Source organism: Longimycelium tulufanense, from assembly GCF_014645795.1.
GTDB classification, from domain to species: domain Bacteria; phylum Actinomycetota; class Actinomycetes; order Mycobacteriales; family Pseudonocardiaceae; genus Longimycelium; species Longimycelium tulufanense.
The window spans coordinates 23459-42994 of the sequence record NZ_BMMK01000043.1; the positions used below are offsets into that span (position 1 = coordinate 23459).

15 protein-coding genes are annotated in these 19536 nt (G+C 66.9%); 8 read left to right on the forward strand and 7 right to left on the reverse strand.

Annotation, left to right across the window (positions count from 1 at the left end):
- Positions 1–141: 141 nt before the first annotated feature.
- On the forward strand, positions 142–438 hold the full coding sequence (locus IEY55_RS27820; protein ID WP_189061533.1) for a hypothetical protein: 297 nt from the start codon (positions 142–144) through the stop codon (positions 436–438).
- A gap of 176 nt (positions 439–614) precedes the next feature.
- Entirely contained in the window at positions 615–1838 is a 1224-nt protein-coding gene (locus IEY55_RS27825; RefSeq protein WP_229686825.1) for an amidohydrolase family protein, read from the forward strand.
- Positions 1839–1883: 45 nt separating this feature from the next.
- Here IEY55_RS27825 and IEY55_RS27830 read toward each other — a convergent pair whose 3' ends face one another.
- The 3 genes from IEY55_RS27830 to IEY55_RS27840 all read right to left on the reverse strand — a co-directional run bounded on the left by IEY55_RS27830 (position 1884) and on the right by IEY55_RS27840 (position 4542).
- Positions 1884–3080 (reverse strand): MAB_1171c family putative transporter, encoded by a 1197-nt coding sequence (locus tag IEY55_RS27830; protein ID WP_189061534.1) that lies wholly within the window; start codon positions 3078–3080, stop codon positions 1884–1886.
- Positions 3073–3657 (reverse strand): M78 family metallopeptidase domain-containing protein, encoded by a 585-nt coding sequence (locus IEY55_RS27835; protein WP_189061535.1) that lies wholly within the window; start codon positions 3655–3657, stop codon positions 3073–3075. Before IEY55_RS27835 ends, IEY55_RS27830 begins: the two co-directional genes overlap by 8 nt.
- A gap of 360 nt (positions 3658–4017) precedes the next feature.
- On the reverse strand, positions 4018–4542 hold the full coding sequence (locus IEY55_RS27840) for a 2'-5' RNA ligase family protein (RefSeq protein ID WP_189061536.1): 525 nt from the start codon (positions 4540–4542) through the stop codon (positions 4018–4020).
- 237 nt (positions 4543–4779) lie between these two features.
- On the opposite strand from IEY55_RS27840, the gene IEY55_RS27845 reads away from it, so the two are divergent.
- Both IEY55_RS27845 and IEY55_RS27850 read left to right on the forward strand, forming a co-directional pair.
- Complete coding sequence (locus tag IEY55_RS27845; protein WP_189061537.1) at positions 4780–6420, forward strand: alpha/beta fold hydrolase; 1641 nt, start codon at positions 4780–4782, stop codon at positions 6418–6420.
- Positions 6421–6534: 114 nt separating this feature from the next.
- Entirely contained in the window at positions 6535–7221 is a 687-nt protein-coding gene (locus tag IEY55_RS27850; protein WP_189061538.1) for a hypothetical protein, read from the forward strand.
- 49 nt (positions 7222–7270) lie between these two features.
- Here IEY55_RS27850 and IEY55_RS27855 read toward each other — a convergent pair whose 3' ends face one another.
- The 4 genes from IEY55_RS27855 to IEY55_RS27870 all read right to left on the reverse strand — a co-directional run bounded on the left by IEY55_RS27855 (position 7271) and on the right by IEY55_RS27870 (position 12225).
- Positions 7271–8647, reverse strand: a complete 1377-nt coding sequence (locus IEY55_RS27855; RefSeq protein ID WP_189061539.1) for an MFS transporter — start codon at positions 8645–8647, stop codon at positions 7271–7273.
- 87 nt (positions 8648–8734) lie between these two features.
- Entirely contained in the window at positions 8735–9790 is a 1056-nt protein-coding gene (locus IEY55_RS27860; protein ID WP_189061540.1) for a UDP-N-acetylmuramate dehydrogenase, read from the reverse strand.
- Complete coding sequence (locus IEY55_RS27865) at positions 9780–11150, reverse strand: NsdA family TPR-like regulatory protein (protein ID WP_189061541.1); 1371 nt, start codon at positions 11148–11150, stop codon at positions 9780–9782. Before IEY55_RS27865 ends, IEY55_RS27860 begins: the two co-directional genes overlap by 11 nt.
- A 622-nt stretch (positions 11151–11772) precedes the next feature.
- Positions 11773–12225: a MarR family winged helix-turn-helix transcriptional regulator gene (locus IEY55_RS27870; RefSeq protein WP_189061551.1), complete on the reverse strand. Its 453-nt coding sequence runs from the start codon at positions 12223–12225 to the stop codon at positions 11773–11775.
- A gap of 699 nt (positions 12226–12924) precedes the next feature.
- Here IEY55_RS27870 and IEY55_RS27875 point away from each other — a divergent pair.
- From IEY55_RS27875 to IEY55_RS27890, 4 genes are all read left to right on the forward strand, one after another.
- Complete coding sequence (locus tag IEY55_RS27875; RefSeq protein WP_189061542.1) at positions 12925–14352, forward strand: FAD-dependent oxidoreductase; 1428 nt, start codon at positions 12925–12927, stop codon at positions 14350–14352.
- Positions 14353–14958: 606 nt separating this feature from the next.
- A complete protein-coding gene (locus tag IEY55_RS27880) occupies positions 14959–16866 on the forward strand; it encodes an AfsR/SARP family transcriptional regulator (RefSeq protein WP_189061543.1) in 1908 nt (635 codons plus the stop codon).
- 59 nt (positions 16867–16925) lie between these two features.
- Positions 16926–17588, forward strand: coding sequence for an RraA family protein (locus IEY55_RS27885; RefSeq protein ID WP_229686826.1), 663 nt, complete (start codon positions 16926–16928; stop codon positions 17586–17588).
- Between the two features lie 81 nt (positions 17589–17669).
- Positions 17670–18686: a bile acid:sodium symporter family protein gene (locus tag IEY55_RS27890; RefSeq protein ID WP_229686827.1), complete on the forward strand. Its 1017-nt coding sequence runs from the start codon at positions 17670–17672 to the stop codon at positions 18684–18686.
- The last annotated feature ends 850 nt before the right edge of the window (positions 18687–19536 follow it).

The window sequence follows — 19536 nt, forward strand, 5'->3', positions numbered from 1 at the left end:
GTCATCTTCGATGCCGTGCAGTGGGAATCTCGCCGTGGCCGTGGCCGTTGTGGCTGTCAGGATTCCGGATCGGGACCGGGGTGGACGCGCGCTGCCAACAGGCACCCGGGTACGACCACACGAGCGAGGGGTGCGAGACGGATGGCCTTTGTCCAGCTGATCGACTACCGCACGACCGAGCCGGACGAGGTTTCCCGCCTTCTGGACGAGTGGATCGCGGCAAGCAAGGGGAAGCGCACCGCAAGCCGGACCACGGTGTGCCGCGACCGCGACGACGCCACCAGGTACATCGAGATCCTGGTCTTCCCTTCCTACGAGGAAGCCATGGCGAACTCGAACCTGCCGGAAACCAACAACATTCACGATAGGTTCGTCGAGCTGTGTACCGAGCCCCCGACGTTCGTCAACCTGGACGTCCTGCGCGAAGAGTGGCTCTGACCGGCCCGCGTGTCGACCGGGTCCGATTTGCGGCGACCGGGACGGATGAGATCCCGTCGCGGTAAGGAGAAACGCCCCAGCAGGTAGGCTCGGGGAAACCAGTTGTGTTTCGCTGTGCTGCCCCCAGGTGGACGGCACGTGCCCGGGCTGGCGCCGGGGACTTCGGGGAGGACCGCGTGACCCATTCGGACAAAGAGGACAACCCGCCTGGCGGGGCCGCCGACGGGTCGATGTGGGGACTCCGGGCCGCCCGGTTGTTCGACGGTGTGACGCTCCGTCCGGGCCGCCCGCTGGTGGTGATCCGTGCCGGACGGATCGTCGATGTCGACTTGTCGGGCATCCGTCCGTCCGCGGACCTGCACGTGGTCGACCTCGGCGACGTGACCCTGTTGCCGGGCTTGGTGGACTCGCACGTCCACCTGGCATTCGACCCCCACGGTCACCCGTTCGAGCAGCTTCGGCAGGAGGACGACGCCACGGTGCTCGACCGGATGCGTACGCATGCGCGGCAGGCGTTGCGGGCCGGGATCACGACTGTCCGAGACCTGGGCGACCGCAACTACCTCGGGCTGAGCCTGCGCGCGGAGTACGAGTCCGGCGCTGATGTTGGTCCCGAGCTTCTCCTGGCCGGGCCGCCGATCACCCGTACCGGCGGGCACTGTTGGTTCCTCGGCGGTGAGGCCGACGGGGTCGACGGGGTCCGTGCGGCGGTGGCCGAACGGGTCGCCCGCGGCATGGACGCGATCAAGGTGATGGCCACCGGCGGTGTCCTCACCCCGGGGTGGTCACCGTTCGAGTCGCAGTACGGCCTGGCAGAACTGCGGGCGGTGGTGGAGACCGCCCACGAGGCGGGCAGGCCGGTGTGCGCGCACGCACACAGCGGCGGCGGTATCGCCGATGCGGTGGCAGCCGGGGTTGATGTCATCGAACACGGTTTCTTCCTTCGCCTGCACGACGGGCAGGGTGACGCGGAGCCCGACTGGAGGACGGTAGCGGCCATGGTCGAGGCTGGCGTGCTGGTCAGTACGACAACCGCGCGCCGCCCCGAGGAGAAGATGCCTGCGCTCGTCGCCAAGGTGCGCGACAACTTCGGCAAGATGCAGCGAGAGGGCCTGCGCCTGGTGTGCTCGTCGGATGCCGGGGTCGGTCCGCTCAAGACCCACGACTGCCTCCCGTACGGCGTCATCGACTTCGGCGCGCTGCTCGGCTTCGCCCATGCCGAGGCGATTGCCGCAGCCACCAGCGTGGCCGCCCAGGCGTGCGGTGTGGCCGACCGCAAGGGCAGGGTTGCTCCTGGCTATGACGCTGATGTCCTTGCGGTAGCCGGGAATCCGCTCGAGCGTCTCGAGGCGTTGCTCGAGGTGCGCGCAGTGTTCCGGGCGGGTCGGCGCGTCCGCTAGCCCGCGTGCGCCGAACAGTCTCGGTGTGTCCGCGGTCGGTAGACCTCACGATCCCAGAACGGGGACTGGCGGTCGCTCGGCGTTGATGGCCTCGGCACACCGCAAGACGATCGGGGAACGCCACTCCTTGGCCACCGCACGCAGCCAGCGAAGTTCGCTGTCGGCGTCGGATCCCCCGTGGCGGGCGAGGTCGAGCGGCTCTGTCGCGATGCGCGGGTTCCCGACCTGCTTCGCGTGTATGGCCACCTGAAGCCAGCAGGCGGTCCTCGCGGATTCCGCCCCGTCGCCGTTGAGCCCCGCGCCGGTGACCGCCGCGTCGATGCGTTCGAGATCAGCGGGCGTAACCCAGTCGCGCAACACCAACAAGCCATCCCTGATCTCGATGAGCCGCCGGTGAAGACGCAGCTGCCCGTTCCGTACCGCGAGCACGTCGAGGAACCACCCTCGAGGCTTCTGCAGCGCGACGTGGGGCACGGCGTGACACAGGTTGCGCCACAACGGATAGAGCTTCGTGCAGTGCCACCAGCTCACCGCGCCCTGGGCAAGAGGCTCGATGGCGGCGACGGAACACCCCAACGCCACGAGCACGAAGTACGTCGACGACAGCAGCAGGCCGAGCCTGATCAGCTCGGGCGTCGTGGAGAACACCGCTGCGACACGGGTTCCGGAGTAGACCACGATCACGGTGGTGGCCAGGGCCAGCAGGAGCACGGCCGTGCGGACCAGCCAGGAACGCACCCGGGGAAGTTCCCGCCAGAACAGCACGGTAGCCCACACGTTGACCACGAACATGTAGGACAGGTACGTCAGCCAGTAGACGGTCAGCGCGTTGAAAGTCCCCACCGGGGGGAGAAAACGGTCGCGTGCTGGAACATCGTGCATGACCGTGAACGCGAACGACACGGACATCACGACCGCTGTCGCCAGGGCGTAGCCCATACGGAGACGTTGCCATGGTGCCGGGCCGGTGTCGGTCCCCTGCCAGACGCGGACCGCGAACGCGAGCAACGCGGTGACGAGGCTGACCGCGAGCAGGCCCGAGACCAGGCTGGACAGCGGGATCCCGGTCAACCGGTTGAGGGCACGACTCAAACCGCTCTGCAACATGGTGACGCCAAGTCCGAGCGTGAGCAGGGTGAACCAGACCGGGCGCTGACGGGGCGACCGCAACGCCGAGATGCGCACGACGACGACCGTCCAGCACAGGACGAGCAGGCCGAGCCGGATGACCTGCTCAATCATCGACTACCCCGAGCACGGAGCCGAGCCACCGGTCGTGCTCGTCGCTGGGCAGGCCGCGCAACTTCGTCACCTGCTCCAGGATGAGGCTGGCCACCATCTCCGCTTCCTTCTCCTGCCGGGTGGTGTAGCTGGTGCGACGCAGGATGTGCTGGGCCAGCCTGGTGTCCACCTGATCGTCGGGTGGCGAGGTGAGCTGCTCCGGAAGCGCCGGGACGGTGTGGTCGCACAACATGTGCCCGATCTCGTGCAGGATGATGTGGTCCCGGTGGAACGCGCTCGTGCGTTCCTCGTAGAAGATGTGATCGGCCCGCTCGGTGGCGATCCACATCCCGCACGGCCATTCCTCGTTGGCCTCGGCCGGCAGGGGATGGAGGTAGAGCGGGCGTCGGCGTTGTTCGGCGATGACGTCGCAGAGCGCCCGCACCGAGAACGGGCGGGGGAGCGGGATCTCCCGCACGATCGCCCGGCAGTGTCTACGTAGTCGGCGCTGATCCATGTCCTGCGGTTCCCGTGGAAGCCGAAGTGGGCACCGGTAGAAGTCGGTGACGGGCTTCCGCGTGGTCCATGTCGGCCTCATCAATGGGTCACATTCCCGGTTCCGTGCGCTCGAGCAGGGAGTGTAGTGACCGCTTGCCGGAGTCACCAGGACCGCGGGTCGTCACCCGGACCGACCAGCGGTACGGCCGATTTGTCGGATTGCGGCGCGGGCCAGGGCGTTGACCTGCCGAATATTGGGGAGCGGGTGCCGTGCGCGGTCGATTGAAAATGTCTTTTGCGACACTCGTGACCTTGCTCTCAATGGAGCACAATACTGGCCTATTGGGACGTTTGTTCCGGTCATGGAACGCCACTGCCGTGCGGGCGGTGGCGGCTGCCACCCCGGCCGGGGGCGTTCTCGTCGAGGAGACGGTGTCGAGCCGGCCGCCGGGCCGTTCGTTCAGGGCAGGGTGGCCAGGGGCCAACGCTCCCCGGTCGCGCTGTTGATGAGCGCGGCTCGGGTGACCTGGACGGTGAGCGGGAGCACGTCGTAGACCAGTGCGGCGACGTCCGCGAGCTGGGTGAGCTGGGCGCGGGGGGCAAGCGCGCAGTGCGGGAGCCAGCGCCCGATCTCGTAGTGCTGGTGGACCAGGGCTCCGGTCGCGCGGACCGCCTCCACCACCGCCTGCTGGCGGACCACGAGATCGGCCGGGCCGGCGGGCACCAGAGAAATCCGTCCGCGCCGGAACGCCCCGACCGCGTCGAAGGCCAGTTCGAACGGGCCCCGGTCCGGCAGGGCCGCAACGGCGGCGCGCACCTTGTCGAGGTCCCAGTCGATCAACACCACGTAGGACATGTGTGGGTGGTGCAGGCCGTGGGTGTGGGAACGCAGGGTGGGCACGCCGCGTGCCTCGAGCCTGTCCCACAGCGCCCGCAGGGCACGCTCGCTTCGCCGGTCGAACAGCAGGCAGACCGCGAGGGCCATGCATCGACCGTAGCGTCTCCGCCCGGCGTAAACGGGACGAACCCGAACGTTCCGCCCACATCGGCGAATATCAGGCGGCACTGGTTAACACGCGAATTGCTCCGGCGGCAACCCTACGAACTTCGGATTTTCTCCCGGTCGCGTGACCGATGCGGCAGGTAATTCCTTTCCACCAGCCTGGTCACGGAGTGACAGACCGAGCCGGAGGTGCATGTGACAAGGGTGGGAACGAGGTCGGTGACCCGAGCCGCGGCGACAGTCGTCGCGGCGGTGGTTCCGCTGGCCGGAACGGTCCTGTTCGCCCCCGCCGCCACGGCGAGCCCAGCGCCGACAGGAACGTTTTCCTGGGAGTCCTGCGCGAAGGTGGCCAAGGACTGGGCATTGTTCACCAACGGTGACACCAAGGCCGAATGCGCGATGCTGAGCGTTCCGCTGGACTACTCCCAGCCCGATGGCCGAAAGATCGAGATCGCGGTGAGCAGGCTGAAGACCGCCAACCCGGCGAAGCGCCGGGGCGCGATCGTGGTGAACCCCGGCGGCCCCGGGGGTAGCGGTATCGGGTTGCCGATGGCAGTTGCCCAGAGCGAGCTCAAGGATGTGGCCGACGAGTACGACATCGTGGGATTCGACCCGCGCGGCGTCGGCTACAGCGACAAGCTCACCTGCCGCAGGCAGCCCGGGGACTACGAGGAGGCACCCTCGTCGTTCACCGAGAAACAGAAGGCGAAGTTCTACTCGGACCAGCAGGCCCGCTACTTCAAGCGCTGCGCGGAGACGGACCTCGACTTCACCCGGCAGCTCACGACCGCGTCCATCGCCCGGGACGTGGACAGTATCCGGGCCGCGCTGGGGGAGAAGAAGATCAGCTACTTCGGAATCTCCTGGGGAACCGCGCTCGGCGCCACCTACCGCAGCCTGTTCGGTGCGAACCTGGACCGGATGCTGCTCGACTCGGTGATGCCGGCGAAGTTCGACCTGGAGGCTATCGACGAGGACACCGAGGCCGCCTCCGAGAACCGGTTCAACGACTTCGCCTCCTGGATCGCCCGCTACGACAGCGTCTATCACTTCGGGCGCACCCAGCCCGCGGTGCGCAAGGCACTGTTCGAGCTGCGGGACCAACTCGCCAGCACGCCGCGGTCGATCGGCTCGGGCCAGTCGAGGATCACCATCGACGGTGACACGGTCACCAGGCTCCTGCTCGCTCCACGCTCCTACTGGGCCAACTGGGCCAAGGACCTCGTCACCATCCGGGACGGTGGAATTCCGGGCTTCGCCCGCAGCGTCGAGGCCCGGGCCGCCGAGGCGGTCGCCAAGGCCGGCAGGGACCCCAAGTTCGGTTTCGACGAGCAGTTCGAGATGTTCAGCGAGTTCCAGAACCGTGCCGTGATCTGCAACGAGTCGACCAGCAGTCGCGACTTCGAGGTCATCTGGAAGAAGAAGCAGGACCGGAAACGCCGTTACCCGGCCGCCGGTGGCAGCTCGTCCTTTGCCGGTTACTGCCCGGGTTGGCCGCTGCCCGCCCAGCCCTGGCAACTGAAGCAGGACAACAGCTCGCTGCAGCTCGTCGGCCACACCTACGAGTCGGTCACGCCGCTGCCCTGGGCGTTGTCAATGCAGCGCACGGTGGGTGGTTCGCTGTTGACGATCGAGGACGACGTGCACGGCTCGCTGATGGACCTTCCGTGCGCCGCCAAGGGAGTGACCTACTTCCGGGAGGGCACCACGTTCAGCGACTCCTGCGCCGGCGAGCCGATCCCGACGCCGGACACGACCCGCAAGCCCGGCGCCGCCGAGCGCGTCACCGGTAACCCCCTTCCCGCAGAGGCGGCGATCCGGCCCTACCAGCCCGCCGGACTCCCCGCCTTCCGCATCTGACCACCTGCCGGGCCGGCTCCCGACCATCCCTTCGGTCAGGAGCCGGCCCGAACCGGTGAGAGCACGTTCCGGCACAATGCAGGAGCGGTCGGGCACGCGATCGAAAGGGGCGTAGTGACCAGCTCGGTCTCGGCCATCCTGCGCGACATGCGAGAACGGGCTGCGCGCCTCCCGGGCGGCATCGTCAGCTGGAGCTTGCTGGATCTCGCTCGGTGGGCGATCGGCGTGGGGGAGGGCAAAGACGAGTTTCGGCAGCGATGGATCAGAGACAACCAGGCGGCCATCACGGCGGCGGCTCAAGGGCACGGCCTGCCGGCTGACCTCCTCGCCGGAATCGCCTTCAAAGAGGTCGGAAACAAGCCGAAGTTCCTGGACGACGTCGCCGACTGGCTGCGTCGGATCCTGCCGGAACTGATGCGCCCCGGACCCCTGCGTGGGGGACCGGACCGGACATCGTTCGGTCCGATGGCCATCCAGGTGCGTCGGGCGGCTGTGACGCTTGGTTACGAACCGGCGCACCTGTCAGTACGCCAGCGTAAGGAGATCATCGCGGCGCTGAAGGATCCGAGGCAGAGCATCTTCGTCGCTGCTCGGCACCTCGCCGAGTTGAAGCAGTCCACGGACTTCGCGCACACGGAGCCCGACCACATGACCGTCGAGCAACGGCGCGAGCTGGCGGCCCGCTACAACGGTGGGCCGTACTGGCAACGCTGGAAGGCGCAGCGGTACGCGGACGACTTCCCGGGCATCCTGCCCATAGCTCGGGAAGCACTCAGGGCACGCCGAACCGACCTGCCCTGAGCTGAGCAATGGCTGGGACCGGTGCCGGCCACCGCGGCGGGTGAGTGTGTTACCGGTCCTCGGTCCTTCCCACCATCTCGGCTTGCGTGGGCACGCCGGTCTGTCGGTTCGGTTCATCAGTAAAAAGCGCGGAATCTCCCTCGGGTCGGACCTGGAATCGGACCTGCTCGATGCGTCCCAGGACGGGAAAGTACATGACGAAGCCGATGAGCAGCACGGCGGAGGCGAGCAGGAAGGCTCCGGAGAAGGTTCCGGTCAGGTCGACGACGAACCCGGTGAGAACCACGGCGACGAGGCTGACCGCGGTGTTGAAGAAGTTCATCAGCCCGCTGACCAGCCCCACGGTTCCTGCCGGGGCGACAATGCCCGGAAGGCTCCACGCCACGGGTGCGGCAACACTGAGACCGGTGATCGCCACGGTCATCCAGACAACCGCGGCCATGGGGTCGTCGGAGACGTTGATCAGCGCTACCGCGAGCCCGAGGAGAAGACCCGCCCCCAATGTCACGCGACGGACCGCGCTGGGATCGCGACCGGAGCGGATGAGTCGATCCACCAGCCAGCCCCCGATGGCGAAGTCGGCGATCGTGGCGGCGATCCACGGGATCGTGGCGTAGAGCCCGCTCCGCAGCGGCGACACGTGATACCGGGTCTCCAGATAGGCTGGCACCCACGCCACCAGCAGGTTGATGACATATCCGTAGCAGGCGAACCCAAGTACGAGGGCCCACACCTTCCGCGAGCGGAGAGCCGTCCGTGCCGATACCCGACGTCCAACCGCAGCGGAGCGGGAGGGCTGCGCACCCCCTTGCCTGATGTAGGTCAGCTCGGCAGCGGACAACCGAGGGTGCTCGCCCGGCTCCCGGTAAAGCACCCACCAGGCAATCGCGAACAGCAGGCTGAGCACCGCGGAGAAGACGAACGCCGCGCGCCAGCCCCACAGCGACGTGACTGCGGCAAGGGTCGGTAGGGCGAGAACGTTGGACAACTTCGTCGCCGCCTCGAAAAGTGCGGTGGCACGTCCTCGTTCCTGTAACGGGAACCACGACGAGGTGGCCTTGGCGGCGCCGACCATCGCCGGGCCCTCGCCGATCCCGAGGATGATCCGGGCGATCATGATCAGCCCGAGTCCGCTGGCGATCGCCGTCAGTGCGCTGGCAACCGTCCAGAGGACGGTGCCGACGCGGTTGAGCCACTTGACGCCGATCATGTCCGCGAGCACACCGGCCGGGAGCTGCATGAGGCAGTACGACCAGGTGAACGCGGAGAGTACGATGCCCAGCTGACCCATGCTCAGCCCGTACTCGTCGGCGATCTGTTTCGCCGTAACGGAAAGCGCCGTGCGGTCAGCAAAGTTGACGATGATGCCGATGCCGATCAGGCTGCCGATCGCCCACCGGGTGCGGCCGACCCGTGTCGTCGTCACCTGTGATTACAACCCCTCACGAATTCCAGCACTCCAAGCAGCCGTCACACCGGGGTGAACGGCTCGACACACGACCTGTTCCACACCTCAGCCAGGCCACTCCGGTTCCGGCTCGGGAAGAGGATCGATCTCCGGAGTCAGTACGACCCCGGTAGCCGCTCGCACCCGCCGGACCACGTCCCGCGTGGCCAGGGCGAAGTTTGCGGCGCTCGCCCCGTCCTCGGCCACGAGCGTGTAGTGCTGGCGGGAGATGCGGACACCTGTGGCGAGCCGCTGACCCCGCCGGAGCCCAGCCTCCTTGATGAGCCAGCTCGCACTGACCCTGGTGCTCCCGTCCGAGAAGTCGTGGACCGGTGCGCCCTGCCGACGAAGCCGGTCGGCGGCTTCCCGATCCACTGCGGGGCTGAGGAAAACACTGCCCACCGAGCGATTGTCCGGGCTGGTGGGGTCGAGGATCATGCCCTTGCGGGACCGCACGGCGCGCACCGCCACGGCTGCCTCGTCCAGCGCCACCTGGGTGCCCAGGGGAACGTCCAGCTCTTCGGCCACCTGCCGGTACCGCACCGGTGCGCTCAACACCGAGCGCCGGAGCACCAGTTCGACCCGCAGCAGCGTCCACCGCCGGGATCTCTTGAAACGACTGGTCCGGTGCCCGAAACCGCAGTCGGCTCTCGTGAGCCGGAGTTCGCGCCGCTGCACCCAGTCCCAGACATCGACACCGACCAGAACGTCGGCGATCTCCTGGCCGTACGCACCCACGTTCTGGATGGGGGCCGCGCCGACGGTGCCCGGAATGCCGATCATCATCTCCAGGCCGGTCAACCCCTCCGCGATCGTGAGATCGACCAGGTCCTGCAACGGATGCCCTGCCTCGACGACCAGGACGACCAGGTCGGGGTCGGAGTGGTTCCGGAAGGTGACGCCCTGGTTCGACAGGCGCAGCACCGGATTCGGGCAGCCGCCGTCGTTGACCAGCACGTTGCTGCCGTGCCCGAGACACACCGGAGCGATGCCCACGTCCCGGACCAGCGCGACAACGTCGCGGAACTCGGCGCTGTCCGTCACATCCACCAGCAGCTTGGCCACGCCACCAATTCCCAGGGTGGTCAAGGGGGCGAGCCGGACGCCGCGCTCAACAAGCATGCGGTCTTCCCATGTCGATAGTTGCTGACCTCGGGCCAAGGACGTCCTCGATCCTCGTGCGCGCCGCGCGCGAGGAGGCGGAGTCAAGCCGCGCGAGCGCGGCATGCACCTTGGCCAGACGATCACGTACCCGTTTCGAGCTCAGGTGCGAGGTGAGTTCGAGTGCGGCATGCACCGCTTCGGCGGCACCGTCGAGTTCACCCAGATCCAGCCGCGCCTCCGCGAGCGAGATCGTGTGCAGCAGGCGATTGCGGGGCTGCTCGTCCCCGAACAGCGTGAGCCCCCGGACCAACTCGGGCTCGGCGCGCTGGGGTTGGCCCATGTCGAGCCAGGATCGGCCCTCGTCGGCGGCGAGTACCGCCGGAACCACCCAGGAGGCCCACGAGGGATCGACGACGGAGCCCGCCGACGCGTAGGACTCGGCCGCCTCGGCCGCGGCCCGCTGGAACGCGGCGACATCCATCAGGTTGGCGTGGGCGCGCGCTTCCCGGGTCGCCAGCAGGGCGCTGAGCCGGCCGCGCAACGGGTCCACCACTCCCTTGCGGGCCAGCCGAACCAGACGGAGTGCGTCCTTTCCCAGCCCGTTCCACGCGGCCTGGTAGCTGAGGCAGGACAGGATGTGGGCGCCCAGTTGTCGGTCTCCTGCCTTGCTCGCCGCCCTTAAACCCACCAGGAGGTACCGCTGGGCGTTGCCGTGCCGGCCGAGGTCGGCGGCCAGCCAGCCGGCCAGCTGGGCGAGTTCCGCCATGTGTTGGTGCAGGCGGACGGCCTGGAAGCGGTCATAGGAACAATTGCGCAGCAGCCCGGACACCCATCGCAGGTCGTGACGGATCCAGTCGAGTACCAGCGGCCCACCCTGCGTGTCGTCGAGATGCCGTAACTGTGCGATGCGGTTGTCTATGAGCTCCAGCGCCTCCGAGGTGAGCTCGACACCGGAAGGCTGGGGCCGCGGCGGTGGGAGCGGTTCGGTGAGCCAGTCCACCGCGGCGGAGATCAGGTGCGCGCCCGGAAGGGGAGCGGTCTCGCTGGGCGCGGATTCGTCCATCCATGTGTCGAGATGGTCAGTGTCGAGTCGGCTGCTCCGCTCATTACCGGTGGTTGAGGCGAGAGCGCCGTGGGGGGAGTCGATCTGGCCGGACCGCCTGGTGGGCCAGACCTGGTTCACCGTCACGTCCTCGTGGAGCTGGATGCTCAGGATCTCGGCCACGATGTCCGGTACGTTGCCCCGCGGATAGGCGCCTTTCAGCCAGCCGTACGGAGCCTTCGGACTGATGGTGCCGGCACCGGCCACGCGGTTGATCTCGCGGGCCAGGCGTTCCGGCGACCAACACAGCCGTCTGAGGTAAACGCTCAGCGACACGTTTCCCCTCTCAACGACGTCCGACGTTACTCCGGTTCCGTCCCCGTGACGGGGGAAGGCATTGCCCACCGTCATCGGCCTGCGCATCGGATTGACGCAGCTCCGAGAAGTCCTCGTTTCGAGGACCCGTCGCTGATCATCACCTTCTCCCGATCGACGATGACTAGGGGTGTCCAAGCGATCACCTCATGCTTAGCACGGGCAAAGGCTCAGCAGCCAGTTGTTGTCAGCGGTAACACTGCTCATTCGCACGCCGGCCGTTGTTGACCTGTGCGTTGAGAACTTCGCGACAAGGAGGTGTGCGAATATCGGGCGAATCCGGTGGCGGCTGGTCCGTGCCTGGACGACTCGGCGCGCGGCCGCAGGGAGAAATCGGAAGCAGCATGGTGACCGGCTGACCGGGTCGCCAGTCATGCTGACCAAGCTGACCCGGTCCTGACCAACGTGACCACCGTCAACGCTTCCCTGTCCCAGGCGGCGAAGGTCGAATAAGGGTGGTGCTCCAACCGCAGCACACCGACCCGCGCGGTGGGGGTCGCAGCACTGTCGCCGGCCCGGTCACGTCATGTTATTGGGGGTATGACGTGACCGGGTGCGCCTCCGTCGGACCCGGCCGGCCAGGTCAGCGTTCGGCCGTCGGCAGGGCGTGCAGGGCGCGGACGAGCGGGGCGAGCTCGGGCAGCGACTCGGCCTCCTCGAGGGCGGCGTACAGCGTGCGGTCGTGCGTGGGCCGCGCGGCCGAGAGCAGCTTCTGCCCGGCCGGGGTGAGTTCGCTGTAGATGCCGCGCCGGTCGTCGGTGCACAGGTCGCGCGTCAGAAGGCCGCGCGTCTCCAGGCGGTTGACCAGCCGGGTGGTCGCGCTGTGGCTGAGCGCTGCGGCGCGGGCGAGCTGCTGCATGCGCATGTGCAGGCCGGCTTGCCGGCTCAGGGTGTCCAGGACGGTGTACTCGACCACGGACAGGCCATGTTCCCGCTGCAGTGCCTTCTCCAGGGCGTCCTCGATGCGGGCGTGGAGGGAGGCGAGTGTGCGCCAGCCCTGCGCCCGGGTCTCCATGGCGTCGTCGGCGTAGTAGATGGCGACCTCCCTCGACGGCCGGCCGGCCCGTCCACCCGGAGTCTAGCCGTCGCCGTCTTCGCACTCACCCGGCCCGAGCTGGGAGAACGCTCCTCGTCCGAAGCCGGCCGAGCGATCTGTGGTACGTCGCTGCCGGCCTTCGGTGCGGCCGCGGGAAAGGGGTGAACCCAGGGCGCGCAGTCGAATTGGTCGCGATGGCATTTCGGCAGTCGTTGTTCCTGCGTCGCCTCCGGTGGCAGCTGACCAGGTCGGTGCGGTCTCGCGAACGACGTGCCGGCCTTGTCTCGTATGCCTTTCTGGCTCTCGGAACCTTCCTCCCAGCGACCCGGATAATGCTGACAGCGGTCTCGATTCCACTCTTTGTTCTGGTCGCCGGCGCAGCCATCGTCAACGCCGCTTACTGGTACCGAAGGGCACTGGGAGACGAAACCGGCCCTCGCCGCGGTCCCCCGATCCACGGCACGAACGAAACTCCCACCCATGCCGTTGCGCCGGATACCAGGGTCTCCCGCCCACGCCAGGGTGAGTTCAACGCGGAGCGTCGTAGATCGTTGTGCCCTGGCCGGGATGGAAAGTTGTGCCTGGTGAGCGTCGATAAAGAAGCCGTCTGGCTGTGTTTGGTCGCCTGTTGGGCGGTAGTGAGCAGGTGGTGGGGCTGGGCACGATGCGATCGACAGGCACAGCGAGGTGGTGCGAGCCATGGTGGGCGGGCAGACACACGCGGTCGTCATGGGAGCGAGCGTCGCCGGGTTGCTGGCGGCGTCGGCCTTGGTCCGGCATGTCGACGCAGTAACGGTGGTGGAGAGGGATCGCCTGCCGTCGGGCCCGCAGCCGCGGCGGGGTGTGCCTCAGGCATGTCATACACATTTGCTGTTGTCCAGCGGCTTGCGGTCGTTCGAGGCGTTGGTTCCAAGTATCTGGGACCGGTTGCGGGAGGCTGGCGCGAACCGGGCGCCCTTGTCGACCGGGGCGGTGCTGTTGTCGTCACAGGGATGGCTTCGCCGGTTTCCCGGTGACCAGTTCTTGGTGACGTGCAGCCGGAACCTGCTGGAGTACGTGCTGCGGGCGGAGATCCTGCGTCAGGACCGAATCACGGTGGCGCAGGGCTGTCTGGCCGAGGGACTGCGGGGCGGTAACGCTCGAGTGGATGCGGTGGTGGTGCGCGACGAGGCCACGGGTGAGCGGCGTGAACTGGAGGCGGACTTCGTTGTGGACGCCACCGGGCGAGCGTCGCGCGCCGGTGCCTGGCTCGACAGGTTGGGGTATCCGAAGGCACGCGAGGACGTGCTGGATCCGGGCCTGGCCTACGTCACCCGTGTCTTTCGAGCCCCACCTGGTGCGGCCACGAGCTTCCCCGTGGTGAACGTGATGGCGGACCCCTCATCGGGGGAGCCAGGGCGCGCGGTGACACTCGCGCCGATTGAACATGGGCGGTGGATGGTGACCTTGGGCGGGACCCGTGGGGCGGAGCCACCCACCACCGAGGATGGCTTTGCCCGCTTCGCGCGGACGGCGGTGCGGCATCCGATCGTGGCGGATCTGATCGAGCATGCCGAACCACTGGGCCCAGTTCGGAGTTCCCGCAGCACGGTCAATCGGAGGTATCGCTTCGACCGGTTGCCCCGGTGGCCGGCAAACCTCGTGGTGATGGGCGATGCGCTCGCAGCATTCAACCCGGTTTACGGACAGGGCATGACCGTCGCAGCGCGTGCCGCCCTCGTGCTGAACGCGGGACTCAGCCATGATGGGCTGGGTGCGAACGCGGCGCACCGGATCCAACGCGTGATCGGCCGGGCCACCGACGATGCCTGGAACCTTGCCTGCGGGCAGGACATGTGGTTCCCCGGGGCGCTTGAGCGACGGCCGTCCCAATGGGCCCGGCTGCAACAGCGCTACATAGACCGGGTGATGAAGACGGCGACGAGTGAGCCGGACGTGGCAGAGATCGTCTTTGATGTTTTTTCCTTGTCGCGACCGGTCACCGCGTTCGCCAACCCCAAGGTTGCGCTCGCTGCGCTACGGGGCCCTGGCCAGCCACCGCTGGACGAACCACCGCTGACACCGGAGGAGTGGTCGCGTGTCGTGAGTGGGCCCGAAGATTCCGTCGTGCCAAAAGAGCGACGGTGAACGCGACGACCACCCGCTGGGCGGCACGGCTCCGCCATCCGAGCAGGCCGAATCCCTACGTGACCACGTCTTCTCGTGCTGGCACTGCACACCCGTACAACCGGACCAGATTTGGTGGCGGGGAACTACGCGCCGAACCCGGTCACGTCATACCCCCAAAGATGACGTGACCGGGCCAGCGACAACGGTGGGCGACATGCTCCCGAGAGTGGGTTCTGCGGCCGTCATATCCGGTTGATGACTCGCGAGACAGCGGGGACGGGAACAGGACGACATCAACTCCCGTTGGTCCGGTCGCACGCGAGTTGCCTACTACGCACCGCACCACTAGATCCACCCTCGTTGCTCCGAAAGGGCTAGATGGGGCGTGTGTCGCATCACGATTACCAAGCTTGACGCGGCGAACTACGGATCTTCTGTATGGCGTCTGGATGTCTTCTGGGTGTAGCTTGCCGCTGGCCAGTCTGGCCGTCCGTGAGCGGTCTTTGGGGCCCGGTGGTTGGTTGCGTCCTTGGTGGAGGGGGAGAGCACATAGTGCAGGCCGGGGAGGGCTTGTTATATGTCAAGTTGCTCGGGCCACCATATGCTTGGCGAGGTGAACAGGAGTTGCCGCTGGGTCCGCCGCGGCAGCGTGCGGTGCTTGGCATCCTGGCGGCCAGGGCGAACCAGGTGGTGACCCGGGACGAGCTCATCGACGGCGTTTGGGGTGAGGAGCGCCCAGCCACGGCCGAGAACGGGGTGCACACCTATGTGGCTGGTCTCCGGCAGATACTGGAACCACATCGTGCCCGCCGTGCACCGGGCCAGCTGCTGGTCTCCAGCACAGCGGGATATGTACTGCGTTTGGGGACCGACCAGCTGGATGTCGACGTGTTCAAGCAACGGGTCCGGCAGGCCCACCGGCAACACGATGCCGGCGATCTGGTGCGGGCACTCGAATCGTTCGACGCGGCGCTGGGCCTGTGGCAAGGCATCGCGTTTGGTGGCGTCCCGGGTCCTTTCGCCGAAGCCGAACGAAACCGCCTGGACGAGATGCGGCTGGCCGCGACCGAACAGCGCGCCGAGGTGATGCTCGGGCTCGGTCGCGATACCGAGGTGGCGGCCGAACTCGCCGGGCTGGTCATCGATCATCCACTGCGTGAGCGGCTTCGTGGTCTCCTCATGATGGCGCTGTACCGCTCGGGCCGACAGGCCGAGGCCCTCAAGGTCTTCCAGGACGCGAGGCAACTTCTGGTCGAGGAACTCGGCATCGAACCGGGCCGGGACCTCAGGCGCGTCCACGAGCAGGTGCTCAGGGGCGATCCGCTGCTCGAAACGGCGGGCAGGTCCCCGGTGTGGTCCATGCCCAGCCAGCGGAACCAGCCGGTCGAGCTACCCGGGGCGATAGCGCTGAAGAACGGCGAAGCCGCAGGAAGGGCGTCTCTGGGCAGGGCGGGGGCCCACGTGCTCTCGGTTCCACAGCTCCAACGCAGGCTCCTCCATTCACTCGACGGTTCCCTGGGAACCCTCGAGGCGGAGTTCCTCCCCTTCCAGATCAATGCGGTTGAGAGCACCATCGCAGACTTTTGTGAGCAAGTCCTGCTGGCGTTGATCAAACAGGACAACCCCGGGGAGGTCGTCCGCCTGCTCGGAAACTCCATCCGGGTCGGGGAACATGTGCTGATCACAAAGGTCCGTCCTGATCTACAGCGTGAGTGGGCACTTCACGTTGCTGTTCAGGACGCGCGCTGCCCCGATCTCGACTCCACGCGACACTACTCGCATGCGGACGTGCTGCTCGACGACGCGGTTGGTCGCTACAAGATCGTCCACATCACGGTGCCGAAGTCCCTGGGGCCGAGGTTCCCGGACAACGTGCATGAACGTGTGTCCAGTATGTTCCGGGCTGCTTATTCTTGGCTGGGTGAGCAGGTACGGCACGCACTCGTATCACTCGAGAGCACCTTTGAGCGAAACGCCCTGCAGCTGTTTCGACGCGAGTTCGCAGCCTACGGCCGCAACTCGGTCGCCGAGCAGGTATGGCTGGTTCTGGTCACGCACCAACGTGTCTCCTACGCGGTCGACAACGACGTGGTGGCACGGGCACTCCGGTCGGCGCGGGACTTTCCGGGTCTGCAGCAAGCTCCCGCATCGATAGCGTCCGCGCTGCTGGCGAACTCGATCCCCTTCGAGAAAAGTTACTCGTACGAGGCGATCAGCAGCCGTCAGACGATCGAGATGAGTCTTTCCGCGGCCCCGTACGAGGACGTCGGCCAGGACTTCCTGCTCGGCCAAGGCGCCATCTACGCCGATCAGATGCTACTCACGCCGCTCGCCACCGATCGCCGCGCCTCGATCCTGGCCGCCTATCCGCTGGCGCTGCGAACCGAGCTCTCGGACTTGCTCAAAGCGAGCAAGGAGAGGCTGCGAGACTGCTTGCGTTCGACCCCGGAACCGATGCGTCCCCCGGTCGTACCCGCTCCGGCCGAAGGGGACCGGGGACTGCGAAGACTCGACGTGCACGACGTGCAATGACCCACCGTAACTACCTGCAACAGAACAGAACCGAGTTCCTAGCCGAGGATGGTTGACACGTGGTTGATTTCGAGATGGTCCGTAAGCACGTCCGAGAGGTAGACACGCCCGCGGTCTGTGATGCCGACAAGAAGACCCGTGTCATGTCCGAGGCGATCCGGTGCCGGTCGAAGAACCCTTCGCTGTGCGGGCCCGCCTTCACGGTCCAGTGTCGGGGCGACCTGTTCCCGGTCATCCGAGCACTCGAGGAAGCAGCACCCGGTGACGTGGTCGTGGTCGATGGCGGCGGCAGGGAGCTTGCGCTCGGCGGTGAGATATTCGCACGGGCAGCTCTGGCGAGGAAGCTCGCGGGGATCATCGTGGACGGCGGCTATCGCGACGTGAGCTATGTCAACACGTGCGATCTGCCCGTGTTCAGCCGGCACGTGACGCCCATGGCTGCGGTCGCGAACAGCCTCGGTGACCTCCAGGTCCCCGTGAGTTGCGGCGGAGTGGTCGTCTCCCCCGGGGACGTCATCATTGCCGATCAAGAGGGGATCGTCGTTCTCGATCCAGCAAGCGCCATACCGGTACTGGAGGCGGCGCGCGAGGTGAAAGCTACAGAAGCCGCCGTGATCAACAAGGTGAACGAGGGCGCTACGCTCGTCGACTGCCTCAACGTGGCCGAGCACTACGACCGTTTGGCACAGGGGTCCCCCTCAACTTTGCGCTTCACGCCCTGACCTCCGTTCCCGCAGAGCCGTGCTGACGTTACGTGCGCCGGATCGGAGTGGCGCAGCTGATATACGAGCCGGAAGGCTGCAATGACCGAGGTTGAGATGCCGGAGAGTGTGCCGCCGAGGGCACGGAAAGCTCCGATACTTCAGAAGATCGCTGCGTTCGCTGGTCGTTGGTTCGCGGTGCTGGTGCTGCTCGGCGGGGCCGCTGGACTGTTGGTCCCCGCTCAGGCGGGTGCGCTGTCCGGGCAGGTTCCGCTGCTGCTGGGCGTCATCATGTTCGGCATGGGCCTGACGTTGCGGCCCGCGGATTTCCTGCTGGTGTTGCGGCGACCGCTGGTTGTGCTGCTCGGATTATTCGCCCAGTACCTCGTGATGCCGCTGGCGGCTTGGGGCATCGGAACCCTGCTGGGCTTGCCGCCGTTGCTGCTGGTGGGCCTGATCCTCGTCGGTTCGGCCCCGGGTGGCACCGCCTCCAACGTGATCGTCTACCTCGCTCGGGGTGATGTTGCGCTCTCGGTCACGCTGACCTCGGTCTCCACCCTGCTCGCGCCGCTGCTCACCCCATTGCTGGTGTTGTGGTTGGGCGGATCGACCCTGCCGGTGGATGCCCTGGCGTTGTTGCGTTCCATCCTGTCGGTGGTGCTGGTGCCGATCGTTGCCGGTGTGCTGATCCGCACGCTGGCCGGCACTCTGGTCGACCGAGTCCTGCCCTACCTTCCGCTGGTCTCGGTCACCGGGATCGTGTTGGTGGTCGCAGCCGTCGTTGCGGTGAACGCGGATGTCGTGATGACCAGCGGTCTGCTGCTGGTGACGGCGGTGATACTGCACAACACCGTCGGGCTGTTGCTGGGCTATCTGGCCGGGTTAACCGCGGGTCTGGACGAGACAGCGAGGCGCGCGATCAGCATCGAGGTCGGCATGCAGAACTCCGGCCTCGCCGCGAGCCTGGCCACCGTGCACTTCGCCCCGCTGGCGGCACTACCAGGAGCGTTGTTCTCCGTGTGGCACAACATCTCTGGTTCTGCCCTGGCCACCTTCTGGGCACGAAAAAATCAACCGCCCGCCAACAGATGCCGGTCCCGTAACGTCCCAACCGAATGACCGGAGACATCACCGACAGAACCAGAACGCGCGCGTCGACTCCCAGCATTCGGCTGTGCACCCGCGACGTGCCCACGGCAGATGCCCTATCCAGCCCAGCATCGGGATCTGGGTCACAACGGACGGTGCAACGGGATCGAAGAAATGCGAGCAACTGCACGATAAGCGCGCGGAGGACGTCCAGGAAGGACCTGGCGAATCACGTCCGGCCCAGCAACGCCTGAGGCCGGCGCGTTGCCGTCGAACAGGCGGGTCTTGATGGCGTGGAGTGGCAGGGGGAGATCGTCCCACTCCTCCAACACGCTACGCGCTGCCCGAACCAGCCCCGGGACTACCACCATGGGCACGTCATGCCAGAACAGCACGATCGCTGGTCCAACTTGACCGATCGAAGTGCATGGGAGACGCCCGCGCACTCCACCGGCTCCTGGTCGACGGTGACTGGAGCCTGCCCCAAGGTGACAGGTGAGAAGTCCGAGACCGAGGTTGTGGTGCCCGGAACTGGAGAAGGCGAGCGGAGAGGGGGTCCGAGAGCGTGCCCCCGGGTAGGGGGTGTGGGGGCTTCGCCCCCACAAAACACAACGAGCGAACCATGGCTCGCGCTCTCCGCAAGCATGATCCGCCCGTCCGCGAGTGCGCCGCCAGGGACTCGAACCCCGAACCCGCTGATTAAGGTTCCGTCTCAGTGGTTGTTCGTCGTTGACTGTCGATCTCCCGTGTATTCTGCTGGAATCACGATTGCAAACGGTTGGTGTCTGTGGTTGTTCGGCACGGTTTTTCGTGTATTGAGGTTTTCTCAGTGAAATTTGCCGTGTTCGGCGTGGGTGAGGACGAGTGCGGCGCGGGTGAT

Excerpts from the sequence above, each read along its gene's own strand:
- IEY55_RS27820 (WP_189061533.1), top strand. The coding sequence starts at position 142 with ATGGCCTTTGTCCAGCTGATCGACTACCGCACGACCGAGCCGGACGAG.
- IEY55_RS27830 (WP_189061534.1), bottom strand. The coding sequence starts at position 3,080 with ATGATTGAGCAGGTCATCCGGCTCGGCCTGCTCGTCCTGTGCTGGACG.
- IEY55_RS27835 (WP_189061535.1), bottom strand. The coding sequence starts at position 3,657 with ATGAGGCCGACATGGACCACGCGGAAGCCCGTCACCGACTTCTACCGG.
- IEY55_RS27840 (WP_189061536.1), bottom strand. The coding sequence starts at position 4,542 with ATGGCCCTCGCGGTCTGCCTGCTGTTCGACCGGCGAAGCGAGCGTGCC.
- IEY55_RS27860 (WP_189061540.1), bottom strand. The coding sequence starts at position 9,790 with ATGCTTGTTGAGCGCGGCGTCCGGCTCGCCCCCTTGACCACCCTGGGA.
- IEY55_RS27875 (WP_189061542.1), top strand. The coding sequence starts at position 12,925 with ATGGTGGGCGGGCAGACACACGCGGTCGTCATGGGAGCGAGCGTCGCC.
- IEY55_RS27890 (WP_229686827.1), top strand. The coding sequence starts at position 17,670 with ATGACCGAGGTTGAGATGCCGGAGAGTGTGCCGCCGAGGGCACGGAAA.